Here is a 14,319-nt window from a genome sequence, read left to right as displayed (position 1 = left end):
CCCGCAGCCCCGGTATGACAGGCCATGGCCGATCCGCTCGACACCGTCTTTTCCGCCCTCGCCGACCCGACCCGGCGGGCGATCCTGACGATGCTGCTTGAGGATGACATGGCCGTCACCGACGTGGCCGAACCGTTCGAGATGTCGCTGGCCGCGATCTCCAAACACCTGACGATCCTGACCCGCGCAGGATTGATCCAGCAGGAAAAGCGCGGTCGCGTGAAATGGTGCAAGCTTGACCCGGACGCGATGCGCGGGGCCTCTGTCTGGATGCAGGGGTTTGGGCAGTTCGAGCCAGTGAACCTCGATGCATTCGAAAGGTTTCTCGAAAATGAGCTGCCTGGCAGCTAGGCCAGCCGCTCTTCGTCCCGCAACAGCAGCGACAGGGCGATCACCGTCAGACCAACGCCAACCCAGACGATGCCAGACGGTACACCATTGCCCAGCGCCACTTCCCACAGGATTACCCAGCTTGGGGTCAGGTAGGTGTAGGCCATCACCTTGGCCGACGGCAGGCGCAGCGTCGCAAACTGCAACAGCACGAATGTGGCGGCAGAGGCGAAAAGGGCCACGTAGATCAGCGTGACCCACACGATGCCAGGCAACGCTGCCCAGGGCGTCGCGACCAGATCCCGCCAGCCCCACAGGGTCAGCAACAACGCCCCCGCAACCAGCATGCCGAAGGTAAAGACGACCGCCGGTTCACCCCGGTTCAGCTTGCGCACCATCGGCGTGTAGATCGCATGGCTCACGCATCCGAAGAAATAGATGACTTCACCGCGCCCCACCTCGAACGCAAGAAAAGCGGACAGATCAGCACGAAAGATCACCCACAAGGCACCTGCGGCACCGACGGACAGAGCGAATGCCATGCGCGGGGTCGTGATCTGACGCAAGAGAATGTAGCCAAACACCCCCGACATCACGGGGGTGAGGGTAAAGACCGCCGCCGCACTTACAGGTGCCGCGGTCTTCAACCCCTCGAACATCAGCACGAAATAGATGGCAAACAGCCCGCCCAGCACCGCGTAGCGCCACGGTGCCCGCAGCGCTTGGCCTGGCACACCGCCCCGCGCCACGACGGCAACCCCAATGACCAGCGCCGCGATCCAGAAGCGGGCAGCATTCAGGGCCGCAGGCGCAATCTCGTTCGCCGCCATCGCCCCAAGCGAAAACGACCCCGCCACAAGGGCAGAGAACAACAGCATCGCCGCATGTCCGCGCAGGGCTGGCGTCACAGAACGTGCCAGCTCTTGGATTTTTCTTTCAGAAAGCTCAGAAATGCCTGCACTTTGTTGGTGCGATGCAGGTCCACATGGGTCACCAGCCACAGGGGCGAGGACCAGTCCTCGCGCGGGGTCATGACCTCCACCAGGTTTGGATTGGCCCGCGCCTCAAGCACAGACAGGAAGCCGATACCAGCACCCGCCAGCACAGCCTGTTCCAGCGCGCGCACATCCGTCGAGCGGAATGTGATGTCATCCTCAGCCACCTGGCTACGAAGCCACTGATGAAACGGTGCGCGGTTATCCGCGGAATCGTGGCTGACAAAACGGTGGCCCGTGGCTGTTTTCAGATCCTCCGGGTGCCCATACGCCTCGACATATTGCTTGGTCGCGTACAGCCCCATGGACTGGCGAACAAAAGGCTGCACCACGTTGTCGGGCTGATCCGGCGCGTTGCCCGCGCGGATCGCCACATGCGCCTCGCCATATTCCAGGCGAAACAGGCGCTCGCCCGTCAGATAGCGGACCACCACATCGGGATGCTGTTGCTGAAACTCCGTCAGCACCGGGGCCATGCGCGGCGCCATGTTCACCAGTGAGGTTACGACCAATTCGCCCGACACTTCCGTACCGCGCCCCTTGATACGACCAACAAGCTGGCTGAACTGGTCATCGGTGGCTTGGGCAACGCGAAACAGATCATCGCCCGCCTCGGTCGGGGTGTAGCCGCGGGCATGCCGCTGGAACAGTTTCACGCCCAATCGCCCCTCAAGCGCGTCGATATGGCGGATGACCGTCGCGTGGTGAACACCCAGCACGTCTGCCGCGCCACTGACAGTGCCCATACGCGCCACCTGATAGGCGGTCTTGATCTCGTCCCAATTGTCCATCGGTCCAAAGCTCTTTGTGCAAATGCTAACAGATGCTGTTGAGTTTCAGGAATTGCGTTCAAATTTGCAAGGTCCAATTCTGAGGGCAGACGACACATCCATCCCAGAGAGGACCCGACCATGACCATCCTGCACATCGACAGCTCCGCCCGCACCCAAGGTTCCGTGACCCGCGACCTGAGCGCCCAGATCGTTGCCAAGCTTGGCAGCGATGTCATCCGCCGTGACCTGAGCGAGGCGCTGCCCCAGATCAACGAGGCCTGGGTCAACGCCAACTTCACCCCCGCCGACGACCGCGACCCGGCCCAGCGCGACACCCTTGCCCTGTCCGATACACTGGTCGAGGAGCTCAAGGCCGCAGACACCATCGTCATCGGCGCACCGGTCTACAATTTCGGCATCCCCGCCGCCTTGAAGGCGTGGATTGATCTGGTCGCGCGTGCCGGTCTGACCTTCAAATACACCGAAACCGGCCCCGTCGGCCTGCTCAACGGCAAGCGTGCGATCATCGCGGTTGCCACCGGCGGCACCCCCGTGGGCAGTGACATCGACTTTGCCACCGACTACTTGAAGCACGTGATGGGCTTCATCGGCATTCACGAGGTCGAAGTCATCGCAGCCGACCGCGTCATGGCTCAGGGCGAAGAGGCCATCGCCGAGGCCAAGGCGGAGATTGAGAAACTGGCGGCCTGATCAGCCAGCTGCTTTGAAAATAAAAAGCCCCCGTCGTGTTGGCGGAGGCTTTTGCGATCAATGACAATGATAGGGTTGCGACCCGGCATGGCAGCATTGGCCGGGGGGCGAGGACTTGCGGCACCCGCCGCCATGAAACACGACAGACGTATCAGATACGGACAGAGTGGATTGGGTTTGCGCCGACAGGGCGGCAGGCACAGACAAGGCAGTGATAGTCAAAACGAAAAATACAGGTTTCAAAAGGCATCCTTCTTCATGGTTTGCGCAACGCGAAATACGTTAACAAATAGTTAACGCGCGGGGAGCCATACGGGTTCCAAGACTTGTGGGAGAGCTTCTGTTGCCGCTAGCGTTCCACCATGACCGTCGTCCGCAACCTGCCGACACAACTGATCCTGGCCCATGCCCCCTGGCTGCTCGGCGGAGGGCTGATCGTGTGCATCGTGGCGTGCGCAGCAGCGGGATTGGCCCTGCTGGTCGCCGGGGAAACCGCCGGGCTGCCGACCGTCCTGCTTGGCGCAGGCGTGCCGCTTGGCATCTTTGCGCTGGCGATCCAGCGTGATCAGGTCATTTTCGACGCCCGCGCTGGCACAGTCACCATCCAGCGCCGCACCCTCCTTCGCTACCGCAACGCTGTGCACCCTCTCGCCCATGTCCGCCACGCGGAGGTCGAGGCATTCTCCGACACCGCCCGGCCAACACTGACCTTTCACGACAGGCCAACATACCCGCTGGTCGAGGCGTATGTGTCCGGCAATGGCCCAAAACAGACGGCAGATGCGATCAATGACTGGCTCCGTGCCTACCGACGCTCCATCTAGCGTCCGCGCCAGATATCATCCTCGGTCATGCCCATTTCACCCAGATCGCGGGCGCGCAACGCCGCATCGGCCTCCCACGCCATGTAGAACTCGTCTAACTGCGGCGGCGTGACAGACGTCATGCTCAAAAGCGCATGGACCTGGCCGCGATGGTGAATCTGATGCTGAATGAGATGCAGAAAGGTACGATCAAACCGCTCCTCCTGCACACCACTGCTGCGCAACATCCGAACGATGCGCTCCGGGTCGGACAGCGTGGCATCCTCGGTCACGGCAATCAAACGGCGATCTACCTCGCGCTGCGCGGCACGCAGGGCAGGCAGCTCCGGATGGGGCACTTCGGGCTCGAAAGCCGCCGCACCGATACAGGCCCCCTCCAGCGCAGAAACATAGAACCAGTCGACAATCAGGATGTGATTGAGCGTGGCAATGATCGACCCGAAAAACGACGGACGCTCCTTTGCCAGCGCTTTGTCCGTCAGCCCAGCGCAGGCGCGATGCAGTCGGTGATTTGACCAGGCATTGTTGTAGGCCTGCGGCACGAAGAGTTGCGTCATGACCATCTTCCTTTTCCTGCCCACCCGCGGAAAAGCCACCGACATTTGATCAAGATCAGGTCGGCCCCCCGCAGCGCTCCTTACGCTGAACAGCGTAACAGACAGGAGACGCCCCGTGAAACAGCTCATCGCCACCTTAGCTTTGCTTGGCAGCATGCCCCTGACCGCCTGGGCGCAGGACGTGTCAATCGGCGCGACACTCTATCAACGGCACTGCGCCACCTGTCACGGTGTAAATGCGGACGGCAACGGCCCTATGCGCCCGGCCCTTCTGCTGCAACCGCCCAGCCTGAATGATCTGGCAGCGCGCAACGACGGCACCTTTCCAATCGCCCGCGTGGTCTCACGCATCGACGGGCGCGACCCGCTGGTCAGCCACGGTTCGCCCATGCCGGTCTATGGCTGGTATTTCGAGGGCGAGGACACAGCGCTCAAGGCCGAAACCGGCCAGCCGATCCTGACCAGCAAACCCATCGTGGACCTGATGGCCTATCTGGAAAGCATTCAGGAATAGGCGCAATAGGCTCGGACACGCCCAGGGCTGCTCCGAGCCCCCTTCCGCCACATGCTGCAAGCTCAGCGCATGTCTGCTTCCCGGTTTTTTGCTCTGGTCGCGCGTCTGCGTTGTGGCTAATGGACGGGCGATTGATCTGCACACACAAAAACCCGCAGAGGTGCCATGACAGCCCGTCCAAACATCAGACATGTCGTCTTCTTCAGCGCCAAGAACAAAGCGGATTTACCTCGCATCATCGATGGGTTGTCGCTGTTGGCGGATATTCCCCATTCCGAGGTGTTCGAGGTGCGTCAGAACACCCGTGATGACGCATTTTCAAACGAGGTAGACGTCGTGGTGTACGCTGAGTTTGCGAGCGCAGAGGCGCTGTCCGCCTACAAGGCTCACCCGCTCTACCTCAAATCCATCGAGGTGGTGCGCCCGTTGCGTGATCTGCGCATCGCAGCCGATTTCTAGACTTGGCAAACCATTCCGACCAAAGACAGGTCATCTTCGATTGCGGCCCCCTTTCGGGAGGGACTGCATTTGTTGATCCCGTCCGCACAATACGCGCCGACACCCCCGAGGACGTCACCGCAGCCTTCGCCGCCATCGAAGACGCACGGGCAGAGGGGTATTGGTTGGCCGGATATGCCAGCTACGAACTCGGCTACCTGTTTTCGCACAAACTGAAGAGCCTACTTCCGACGGGCAGGACCGTGCCGCTTCTCTGTTTCGGTGTCTTCGAAGCGCCGCAAACGGCTCAATTTGAGGAACCAGCGCACACCGCCAAACTCGGCCCTCTGACGCCTTTATGGGACAAGGCGCAGTACGCTTCCGCCTTTTCAGAGGTGAAGCAGCTCATACTGGCCGGGGACATCTATCAAGCCAACCTCACCTTCCCATTAAGGGCGCAATATACGGAACAGCCGCTGGAGCTGTACCTCGCACTCCGCGCCAGGCAACCCGTTCCACATGGTGCTTTTGTTGATCTTGGCGGGCCGGTGCTTCTGTCCCGATCACCAGAGTTATTCTTTACAATTGATGAAAATGGCCTGTTTGAAACCAGACCGATGAAAGGGACAGCTGCGCGCGGCGCGACATCGGAAAAGGACGCCGCACAAACCGCATGGCTGAAAAACTCCGAGAAGAACCAAGCGGAAAACCTGATGATCGTGGACTTACTGCGCAACGATGTCAGCAAGTTGGCTGAACTGGGCAGCGTCAGAGTGCCTGACCTTTTCAAGGTTGAGACCTACGCCACCTTGCACCAGATGACATCCCGCATCACGGCCCAGTTGCCACCACAGAACACGCTGCACGATGTATTCGAGGCACTGTTTCCCTGTGGCTCGATCACCGGAGCGCCAAAAATCAGAGCCATGCAGGTCATACGCTCCCTTGAGAGCGAAGCGCGTGGTGCCTATTGCGGCGCAATCGGCTGGATCGCCCCCAACGGATCGATGCAGTTCAACGTCGCGATCCGGACGGTAACCTGCACAGAAGATGGGGTTGCCACGCTGAATGTGGGCGGCGGGATTGTGCATGACAGCAAGGCAGACGAAGAATACGCCGAAGCGCTTCTCAAATCCCGATACGCTGTCTGATGGGACAAGCCCGGCGTCTGGTTCAACTGCCTGAACCAAGACCATGTCTCAGGGTCTAGGCCTCCCGCCAAACCCCTTGACTCACAGGTCACCCTCACTTAACCCGCCCGCAACACCCGGAAGTCCGTAAACTTCCGGTCCCTTGGGATATGCCCGGGATCGCCCTCCGTCAGCGCGTTGCGCCCACGGGGGTGCTTTTCGTTTGGGTCTGTTTCTTGGGGTCTGCACCGCTTGCACTTACGTGTCAGGCAAACGTCAACGGTCGAAAGGATGAAGGCCCATGTTTGAAAATCTCTCCGAACGCCTCTCCGGTGTCTTCGACCGGCTGACCAAGCAAGGCGCGCTGAGCGAAGACGACGTCAAAACCGCCCTACGCGAGGTTCGCGTGGCGCTTCTTGAGGCGGACGTCTCCCTCCCCGTCGCCCGCGACTTCATCAAGCGCGTGCAGGAAGAGGCCACGGGCCAAGCCGTCACCAAGTCGATCACCCCCGGCCAACAGGTCGTCAAGATCGTGCACGACGCCCTCGTCGCAACCCTCACGGGCGAAGGTGAACCCGACGCGCTCAAGATCGACAGCCCCCCCGCCCCAATCCTGATGGTGGGTCTGCAAGGCGGTGGTAAGACCACCATGTCCGCCAAACTCGGCAAACGCCTGACCGAGCGTGACGGCAAGCGCGTGCTGATGGCCTCACTCGACGTGACCCGCCCCGCCGCCATGGAACAACTCGCCATCCTCGGCGCGCAAGTCGGCGTCGATACCCTGCCCATCGTCAAGGGCGAGACCCCGGTCCAGATCGCCAAACGGGCGAAGACCCAGGCCAGCATGGGCGGCTATGACGTCTACATCCTCGACACCGCGGGTCGCCTCTCCATCGACGAAGAGTTGATGACGCAGGTCGAACAGGTCCGCGACATCGCCAACCCGCGCGAGACGATCCTCGTGGTTGACGGCCTGACCGGTCAGGACGCCGTAAACACCGCACAAAACTTCGACGACCGCATCGGGATCACGGGCGTGGCCCTGACCCGGATGGACGGCGACGGGCGCGGCGGTGCGGCGCTCTCCATGCGCGCCGTCACTGGCAAGCCCATCAAGTTCGTGGGTCTGGGTGAAAAGATGGACGCGCTCGAAACCTTCGAGCCCGAGCGCATCGCAGGCCGCATCCTCGGCATGGGCGACATCGTCAGCCTCGTCGAAAAAGCGCAGGAAACCATCGAGGCCGAACAGGCCGAAAAGATGATGAAGCGCATGGCCAAGGGTCAGTTCAACATGAACGACCTGCGCATGCAGCTTGAACAGATGATCAAGATGGGCGGGATGGAAGGCATGATGGGCATGATGCCCGGCATGGGCAAAATGGCTAAACAGGTGCAGGACGCGGGCTTCGACGACAAGATCCTCAAGCAGCAGATCGCCATGATCCAGTCCATGACCAAGAAGGAGCGCGCCGCGCCCCAAATCCTGCAGGCCAGCCGCAAAAAACGCATCGCCGCAGGCTCCGGCATGCAGGTCAGCGACCTCAATAAGCTGCTGAAAATGCACCGCCAGATGTCCGACATGATGAAAAAGCTCGGCAAGGGCAAAGGCGGCATGATGAAGAAAGCCATGCAGGCCATGATGGGCAAGGGCGGCATGCCCGACATGGGCAACATGGACCAGGCCCAGCTCGAAGCGGCAGCCAAACAACTCGGCGGCAAAATGCCCGGCGGCCTCCCCGGCTTGGGCGGCGGCATGCCCCTGCCCCCAGGCCTTTCGGGGTTCGGCAAGAAGAAATGATAACCGCCCTGGTCACATATGTGATCGACCCGACCAAGGTCGATGCGTTCGAGGTCTACGCACGCGCGTGGATTCACCTCGTCAACCGCATGGGCGGCACGCATCACGGCTATTTCCTTCCACACGAGGGCGCCAACAACAAAGCGTGGTGCATGTTCTCGTTTCCCTCGCTGGCAGCCTACGAAGCGTACCGCACCGAAATGGTGCAGAACGGGGAATGCCAACGCGCATACCAGCACGCCCAAGACACCGGCTGCATCCTCAGCTTTGACCGCACCTTCACCCGCCCGATACTCGACGGTGCCTCAGTCGAGGAGTTGGGCCTGTGATCCCCACCCTCGAAACCGAACGGCTGATCCTGCGCGCATCGCGCACCGCCGACTTCCCGGCCTTCGCGGCCTATTGCGCCTCCCCCCGCGCCACATTCAGCTGGGGCCACATCGACGCCGACCGCGCCTGGGCCGAATTCGCGGCCGCCATCGGAAGCTGGTCGCTCATGGGTTTCGGCGCATGGTCCATCGAAGATCGAGCGACCGGTACCTATTGCGGCGAGGTCCTCCTCCAACACCCCGCCCACTTCCCCGAACCCGAACTCGGCTGGACGCTCATGGAAGACGCCGAAGGCAAAGGGATCGCATTCGAAGCCGCAGTCGCCGCACGCGACTGGTTCACCACGAACCACGGCGACAAATCCCTCGTCAGCTATATCACACCCGACAACACCCGGTCCGAAGCGCTGGCCACCCGCTTGGGCGCCACACACGATCCCGAAGCGCCACTGCCAACGGGCGAAACACCGGACGAAACAGCGGTCTACCGCCATGGATGTGCCGCATGATCACCCTCACCGGCACCCCAACCATAACAACCGAACGGCTCACCCTGCGCGCCCCCAAACCACAGGACGCGCCCACCTTCATCGAATTCTACAAAACCGACCGCGCGCAATATGTGGGCGGTCCGAAGGACGACAAACGCGGGTGGGAGTTCTTCTGCACCGAAATCGGCCATTGGGTCATGCGCGGCTACGGCATGTTCGTTGTCACCTATCAGGGCGACGATACGCCCCTCGGCATCGTCGGCCACTGGAACCCGAAGACATGGCCGGAACAAGAAGTCGGCTGGGTGATTTTCGACCCCGCCATCGAAGGCAAAGGCATCGCATTTGAGGCGGCCAAGGCCGTCATCGACTACACGTGGACCACACTGAAATGGGACACCATCGTCAGCTACATTGCCTACCCGAACACCCGCTCTATCGCATTGGCAGAACGGCTGGGTGCGGTCCGCGATGAAAAAGCCGAGGACCCCGGCAAAGAGGCCTATGTTTACCGCCACCCGAGGCCCGCAGCATGACCGTCACCTTCACCGCCCCCACGCTCGAGACCGAGCGCCTGATCCTGCGCCCCCCCGCGCTCACGGATTTCGATGCGCTGGCCGACTTCTACGCCTCCCCGCGCGCGGCATTCGTCGGCGGCCCGCTCAGCCGTGAACTCAGCTGGCGCAGCTTGGCACAAGAAGCAGGCCACTGGGTCCTGCGCGGCTTTGGCCGCTGGACGCTGATCGAAAAGGACACGCAGAACCCCGTCGGCATCGTGGGCCTCTGGCACCCCGAGGGCTTCCCCGAAAACGAGCTTGGATGGGACCTCTTCGAAGGCGCCACGGGCAAAGGCTACGCCACCGAAGCAGGCCGCGCTGCCCGCAACTATGCCTATGACACACTCGGCTGGACCACCCTCATCAGCCTGATCGCAGTGGACAACGAAGGCTCGGCCCGCGTCGCACAACGCCTCGGTGCCACCTACGACAGCGACTTCACGCACGAACGCTTCGGCCCCATGCAACTCTGGCGGCACCCCGGACCGGAGGCGCTGACATGACCCCTTCCCTGTTTCAAAAAAATCCCCCCCGGAGGGCCGATCAGCCACAGGCCGCGCACCCGATCAAACGGGCTCACGTTTCAACCGCCGCCAGTATGAAGTCGCGCGGCAGCGCGTCCTTTTGGAAAGGCGCGCGCCCATGACCTTCCCTTGCGAAACGCCCCGCACCGGCGCGGCCTCCCTCTTCGCCATCGCGCTCCAAGGCCATCTGCCGACCCTCGCAACCGACCGGCTGATCCTGCGCGCCCCGCGCGTGACCGATTTCGACACCTACGCCCAAATCGCCTGCACCGACCGCGGCAAGCATCTGGGCGGACCAATGACGCGCGAAGACGCTTGGCTCGACTTTTCCCAGATGACCTCAACTTGGCTCCTGCACGGCTACGGTCTCTGGACTATCGGGCATGCGGGCGACATCGCGGGCTTCGTCGTGCTGGGCTTTGAGCCCGGCGACCCCGAACCCGAACTGGGCTTCATGCTGACCGAGAAAGCCGAAGGGATAGGTATCGCACGCGAAGCGGCACAAGCCGCCCTCACCCACGCTTTCCAAACCCTCGGCTGGTCCACGCTCGTCTCCTATATCGACCACGCCAACGCGCGCTCGATCAAGCTGGCGCAACGCCTCGGCGGCCTGCCAGATGGCGAGATCGCCCAAGATGGCGAAACCACCCTCATCTACCGCTACGTCCGGGAGGTGATGTGATGTCTCACGCCGCCATCCCCGTCATCGAAACCCAGCGCCTCGTCCTGCGCGGGCCGGAACCGGAGGACTATCCGAACTTCAAGGCCACCTTTGCCTCCTACCGCTCCCGTTTCATGGGCGGCCCGCTGAACGCTTACGAGGCGTGGATGCTCTACGCCGCTGAAATCGGTCATTGGGACATCCGCGGCTTCGGCATGTGGATGATCCACGACAAGGACACGGATGACACCTATGGCATGGCCGGGGGCTGGCAGCCCGCAGGCTGGCCGGAACGCGAGATTGCCTGGATCATCTGGCCCGACAAAGCGGGCAAGGGTTACGCGCTCGAAGCGACCCATGCGGTGCGCGCGCACTACTACGCGAATGGTTGGGAGGGTGCTGTCAGCTATCTCGACCCGATGAACCTCGACAGCATCCGGCTGGCCGAACGGCTCGGCGCGGTCAAGGACAAGACAGCGCAAACCATCGACGGTTCCGACGCAGTCTACCGTCACCCGTCCCCCGAAGCGCTCGATGGCACGCAACTTGCGCACGGGATCGAGATGGAAATCGGCCACTACGCCGACCCGATGTTCAAACCGAAAGGATGGGCACTTGATTAACAAAACCTTACCCCACCCGCACGGTGGGGGTGCACAAGGGGTGCACGGATGGTGCACGCGGGGTGACACCCTGTTTGCCAGCCTTTTCGGCCCCGGAAAGGGTCGCCCATGACCGACGCCATCACCCGCGCCGCAGACGTGCTGGCCGACCACCGCGCCAGCATCGACAGGCTCGATGCGATCCTCGTCTATACCCTGGGCGAGCGGTTCAAGCACACGCAGGCCGTGGGAAAACTCAAGGCCACACACGACCTTCCGCCCTCCGATCCCACGCGCGAAGCCGCGCAGATCGCTCGGCTCGAAGATTTGGCAAACCGGGCCGATCTGGACCCGGAATTCGCCAAGAAGTTCCTGAACTTCATCATCGCTGAAGTCATTCAGCACCACAAGAAACACCAAGAATAACGGGTATTTACCCGTCACCGCCATTAAAGGAGAAACAAACAATGGCCATGAAAATCCGTCTTGCCCGTGGTGGCTCGAAAAAGCGTCCCTTCTACCGCATCGTGGCTGCCGACAGCCGCATGCCCCGCGATGGTCGCTACATCGAAAAGCTGGGCACCTATAACCCGCTCCTGCCCAAAGACAGCGAAGAGCGCGTGAAAATGAACATGGAGCGAGTGCAATACTGGCTGGGTCAGGGCGCACAGCCCACCGACCGGATCAGCCGCATGCTGGAAGCCGCTGGCGTTGTGGAAAAGAAAGACCGCAACAACCCCAAAAAAGGTGAGCCCGGCCAGAAAGCCAAGGACCGCGCAGAAGAGAAAGCGGCCAAGGCTGCTGAAGCGTCTGAAGCACCAGCTGAAGAAGCTGCAGCAGAAGAAACCGCAGAGTAAACAGGGGCTTGGTGCGTGGACACATTTCCGGATGAGTTTCGCCGCCAACTTTTGAACCTGATGGCGTGGCGGCGCGATGTGCGCCGCTTTCGCACCGACCCAGTGCCCGAGGCAGTGCTGATGCGCTGCCTCGACACATTTCGGCTGGCCCCTTCCGTGGGCCTGTCCGAACCTTGGCGGATCCTCCGCGTGCAAAGCGACACGGCCCGTGCCGCAGCGCTCGAAAATTACAAGACCGCCAACGCGCAGGCCCTCGCAGGCTACGATGGCGACGAAGCTGCAAACTACAGCCAACTCAAGCTGTCCGGCATGGCCGAAGCCCCTGAACATCTTGCGATTTTCTGCGACGATAGCACGACCCAAGGGCGCGGCCTCGGCGCTGCCACTATGCCCGAAATGCGCCGCTATTCCGTGGTGGGTGCCATCACCCTGATGTGGCTCGCCGCCCGCGCCGAAGGCTTAGGTATGGGCTGGGTCTCTATCCTCGATCCCGACCAACTGTGCCGCGACCTCGACATACCCCAGGGCTGGTCACTCGTCGCATACATGTGCGTCGGCTGGCCCGAAGAGCACGCCGATACGCCCGAACTCGAACGCGCCGGCTGGGAACACCGGCACGATCTGGTGATCGAGACGCGATAGGACGGCGGCAGGGCGGTGCAAACAGACACCACGGCCAGCACACACTGGACAAGGCCCTGCAACGTGTCGCAAATGCACCAACCACCGCAAAGGGCACGCCTTATGTTCGGATTGATCCGCACTGCCATCCTGATCCTGATCGCTTTCGTCGCCGGTCTGCTGTTCGAACGCAGCCAGGCGAGCGAGGCTTGCGCGGCCCAGGGTGGCGTCATGCGCGACGGAGTGTGCTGGAATGAGTGACGATCTGATCTGCGTGGGCGCCATCAGCGGCGCATACGGGGTGCGTGGCGAGGTCCGCGTCAAATCCTTCTGCGCAGATCCGGAGGACCTCGAAAGCTACAGCCCGCTCACCACCGAAGATGGCGCGCGGTCCTTCTCGCTGGCCATTATTCGGCCCATGAAAAACGGCTTCGTCGCCCGCATCGCCGAAGTGGCCACGAAAGAGGATGCCGATGCGCTGAAAGGCACCCAGCTTTTTGCCCGCCGCGACCAGCTGCCCCACCTGCCCGATGACGAGTTCTACTACACCGACCTTGTCGGCCTTGAGGTGTTCGACACCGGTGGCACATCTCTGGGCAAGGTCAAATCAGTTCAAAACCACGGGGCGAGCGATCTTTTAGAAATCCACGCACCCGGCGGCACGGCCACCGTGTTGTTACCCTTCACCAAAGTCGCCGTGCCGACGGTCGACCTGTCCAAAGGCCGCATTGTCGCCGACCCGCCCGAAGGGTTGTTCTAGGGGCATGACACAGCCCCCCAAATCCCATGGGCGCAAGGTCATCCGCCCGACGCTCAAACCCTCGTCACTGATGGACGAGGCCCCCGATCTGGTCGGCGTTTGGCAGGCACGTATAGTCACGCTTTTCCCGGAGACATTTCCCGGCGTCCTCGGCGCATCGCTCACAGGCAAGGCGTTGCAAGACGGCAAATGGCAGCTCCACACCCACGATCTGCGCGCCCACGGTATTGGTAAGCACCGCAACGTCGATGACACGCCTGCAGGTGGCGGCGCGGGCATGGTCTTGCGTGCCGATGTGGTCAGCAACGCCATTGCCGAGGCGCAATCCCACGCCCGCGGACGCTGGCCCATCCTGTACCTGTCCCCGCGGGGACAACGCTTTGACCAGAGCATGGCGCGTGACCTGGCACGCTGCGACGGCGTCACGATGCTGTGTGGCCGGTTCGAAGGCGTAGATGAACGGGTGCTGGAACACTGGAACATCACCGAAGTATCCTTGGGCGACTTCGTGATAACCGGCGGCGAGATCGCAGCGCAAGCTATGCTTGACGCGACCGTCCGCTTGCTCCCCGGCGTGCTCGGCAATGCAGAAAGCGCTGTCGACGAAAGCCACTCGAACGGCCTGCTCGAACACCCCCAATACACCCGCCCGGCAACATGGAAGGGGCGCGACATCCCCGATGTGCTGATGTCAGGCAACCATGGCAAAGTCGCGGAGTGGCGGCAGACGCAGTCCGAGAAACTCACACAGGCCAGGCGCCCCGACCTCTGGGCCGAACATCAGGCGAAATCAGAGTAATTTCGCGCCCGAACCGCTTGATCCAATCGGTCACCCCGCCTATACACC

Annotated in this window: 22 protein-coding genes; 19 read left to right on the top strand and 3 right to left on the bottom strand. The window is 62.0% G+C overall.

Going from position 1 to position 14,319, the window contains the following annotated elements:
* Nucleotides 1-24 precede the first annotated feature (24 nt).
* Nucleotides 25-351 carry a metalloregulator ArsR/SmtB family transcription factor gene (locus RA29_RS01295; protein WP_039682156.1) on the top strand — a complete coding sequence of 109 codons (327 nt, stop codon included), beginning with the start codon at nucleotides 25-27 and terminating at the stop codon, nucleotides 349-351.
* Here RA29_RS01295 and RA29_RS01290 read toward each other — a convergent pair.
* Together RA29_RS01290 and RA29_RS01285 are read right to left on the bottom strand one after the other, a co-directional pair.
* Nucleotides 348-1,238, bottom strand: a complete 891-nt coding sequence (locus tag RA29_RS01290) for a DMT family transporter (RefSeq protein WP_152612886.1) — start codon at nucleotides 1,236-1,238, stop codon at nucleotides 348-350. The two genes, RA29_RS01295 and RA29_RS01290, sit on opposite strands and share 4 nt — an antisense overlap.
* Nucleotides 1,235-2,116: a LysR family transcriptional regulator gene (locus tag RA29_RS01285; protein WP_039682154.1), complete on the bottom strand. Its 882-nt coding sequence runs from the start codon at nucleotides 2,114-2,116 to the stop codon at nucleotides 1,235-1,237. Before RA29_RS01285 ends, RA29_RS01290 begins: the two co-directional genes overlap by 4 nt.
* A gap of 120 nt (nucleotides 2,117-2,236) precedes the next feature.
* On the opposite strand from RA29_RS01285, the gene RA29_RS01280 reads away from it, so the two are divergent.
* Both RA29_RS01280 and RA29_RS01275 read left to right on the top strand, forming a co-directional pair.
* A complete protein-coding gene (locus tag RA29_RS01280; RefSeq protein ID WP_039682152.1) occupies nucleotides 2,237-2,809 on the top strand; it encodes an NAD(P)H-dependent oxidoreductase in 573 nt (190 codons plus the stop codon).
* 362 nt (nucleotides 2,810-3,171) lie between these two features.
* The gene (locus RA29_RS01275; protein ID WP_039682150.1) at nucleotides 3,172-3,633 is read left to right on the top strand and encodes a hypothetical protein; all 462 of its coding nucleotides are present in this window, start codon (nucleotides 3,172-3,174) and stop codon (nucleotides 3,631-3,633) included.
* On the opposite strand, the gene RA29_RS01270 is transcribed toward RA29_RS01275, so the two are convergent.
* Nucleotides 3,630-4,190: a DinB family protein gene (locus tag RA29_RS01270; protein ID WP_241462525.1), complete on the bottom strand. Its 561-nt coding sequence runs from the start codon at nucleotides 4,188-4,190 to the stop codon at nucleotides 3,630-3,632. The two genes, RA29_RS01275 and RA29_RS01270, sit on opposite strands and share 4 nt — an antisense overlap.
* 154 nt (nucleotides 4,191-4,344) lie before the next feature.
* Here RA29_RS01270 and RA29_RS01265 point away from each other — a divergent pair, with 154 nt between their 5' ends.
* The 16 genes from RA29_RS01265 to trmD all read left to right on the top strand — a co-directional run bounded on the left by RA29_RS01265 (nucleotide 4,345) and on the right by trmD (nucleotide 14,271).
* Nucleotides 4,345-4,704, top strand: a complete 360-nt coding sequence (locus RA29_RS01265) for a cytochrome c (RefSeq protein ID WP_152612892.1) — start codon at nucleotides 4,345-4,347, stop codon at nucleotides 4,702-4,704.
* Between the two features lie 165 nt (nucleotides 4,705-4,869).
* Nucleotides 4,870-5,163, top strand: a complete 294-nt coding sequence (locus RA29_RS01260; RefSeq protein ID WP_039682144.1) for a Dabb family protein — start codon at nucleotides 4,870-4,872, stop codon at nucleotides 5,161-5,163.
* 2 nt (nucleotides 5,164-5,165) lie between these two features.
* Complete coding sequence (locus tag RA29_RS01255) at nucleotides 5,166-6,293, top strand: aminodeoxychorismate synthase component I (protein WP_039682142.1); 1,128 nt, start codon at nucleotides 5,166-5,168, stop codon at nucleotides 6,291-6,293.
* A gap of 280 nt (nucleotides 6,294-6,573) precedes the next feature.
* Entirely contained in the window at nucleotides 6,574-8,070 is a 1,497-nt protein-coding gene (ffh, locus tag RA29_RS01250) for a signal recognition particle protein (protein ID WP_039682140.1), read from the top strand.
* Entirely contained in the window at nucleotides 8,067-8,399 is a 333-nt protein-coding gene (locus RA29_RS01245) for an NIPSNAP family protein (protein ID WP_039682138.1), read from the top strand. The genes ffh and RA29_RS01245 overlap by 4 nt, the downstream gene beginning before the upstream one ends.
* Complete coding sequence (locus RA29_RS01240) at nucleotides 8,396-8,908, top strand: GNAT family N-acetyltransferase (protein WP_039682137.1); 513 nt, start codon at nucleotides 8,396-8,398, stop codon at nucleotides 8,906-8,908. Before RA29_RS01245 ends, RA29_RS01240 begins: the two co-directional genes overlap by 4 nt.
* On the top strand, nucleotides 8,905-9,426 hold the full coding sequence (locus tag RA29_RS01235; protein ID WP_039682135.1) for a GNAT family N-acetyltransferase: 522 nt from the start codon (nucleotides 8,905-8,907) through the stop codon (nucleotides 9,424-9,426). The genes RA29_RS01240 and RA29_RS01235 overlap by 4 nt, the downstream gene beginning before the upstream one ends.
* On the top strand, nucleotides 9,423-9,950 hold the full coding sequence (locus RA29_RS01230) for a GNAT family N-acetyltransferase (RefSeq protein ID WP_039682133.1): 528 nt from the start codon (nucleotides 9,423-9,425) through the stop codon (nucleotides 9,948-9,950). The genes RA29_RS01235 and RA29_RS01230 overlap by 4 nt, the downstream gene beginning before the upstream one ends.
* Before the next feature lie 139 nt (nucleotides 9,951-10,089).
* Nucleotides 10,090-10,653 carry a GNAT family N-acetyltransferase gene (locus RA29_RS01225; RefSeq protein WP_039682131.1) on the top strand — a complete coding sequence of 188 codons (564 nt, stop codon included), beginning with the start codon at nucleotides 10,090-10,092 and terminating at the stop codon, nucleotides 10,651-10,653.
* Nucleotides 10,653-11,255, top strand: coding sequence for a GNAT family N-acetyltransferase (locus RA29_RS01220; protein WP_039682129.1), 603 nt, complete (start codon nucleotides 10,653-10,655; stop codon nucleotides 11,253-11,255). The genes RA29_RS01225 and RA29_RS01220 overlap by 1 nt, the downstream gene beginning before the upstream one ends.
* Nucleotides 11,256-11,363: 108 nt before the next feature.
* The gene (locus RA29_RS01215; RefSeq protein WP_039682127.1) at nucleotides 11,364-11,660 is read left to right on the top strand and encodes a chorismate mutase; all 297 of its coding nucleotides are present in this window, start codon (nucleotides 11,364-11,366) and stop codon (nucleotides 11,658-11,660) included.
* 41 nt (nucleotides 11,661-11,701) lie between these two features.
* Nucleotides 11,702-12,091: a 30S ribosomal protein S16 gene (gene rpsP / locus RA29_RS01210; RefSeq protein WP_039682126.1), complete on the top strand. Its 390-nt coding sequence runs from the start codon at nucleotides 11,702-11,704 to the stop codon at nucleotides 12,089-12,091.
* A gap of 15 nt (nucleotides 12,092-12,106) precedes the next feature.
* A complete protein-coding gene (gene bluB, locus RA29_RS01205) occupies nucleotides 12,107-12,733 on the top strand; it encodes a 5,6-dimethylbenzimidazole synthase (protein ID WP_039682124.1) in 627 nt (208 codons plus the stop codon).
* Nucleotides 12,734-12,835: 102 nt separating this feature from the next.
* On the top strand, nucleotides 12,836-12,973 hold the full coding sequence (locus tag RA29_RS23105) for a hypothetical protein (RefSeq protein WP_193743435.1): 138 nt from the start codon (nucleotides 12,836-12,838) through the stop codon (nucleotides 12,971-12,973).
* The gene (gene rimM, locus RA29_RS01200; RefSeq protein ID WP_039682122.1) at nucleotides 12,966-13,472 is read left to right on the top strand and encodes a ribosome maturation factor RimM; all 507 of its coding nucleotides are present in this window, start codon (nucleotides 12,966-12,968) and stop codon (nucleotides 13,470-13,472) included. The genes RA29_RS23105 and rimM overlap by 8 nt, the downstream gene beginning before the upstream one ends.
* A gap of 4 nt (nucleotides 13,473-13,476) precedes the next feature.
* Nucleotides 13,477-14,271, top strand: a complete 795-nt coding sequence (trmD, locus tag RA29_RS01195; protein WP_039682120.1) for a tRNA (guanosine(37)-N1)-methyltransferase TrmD — start codon at nucleotides 13,477-13,479, stop codon at nucleotides 14,269-14,271.
* Nucleotides 14,272-14,319 lie beyond the last annotated feature (48 nt).

Origin of the sequence: Tateyamaria sp. ANG-S1 (assembly GCF_000814025.1) — a bacterium.
Classification (GTDB): domain Bacteria; phylum Pseudomonadota; class Alphaproteobacteria; order Rhodobacterales; family Rhodobacteraceae; genus Tateyamaria.
This window is presented reverse-complemented; position numbering and strand designations above follow the sequence as displayed.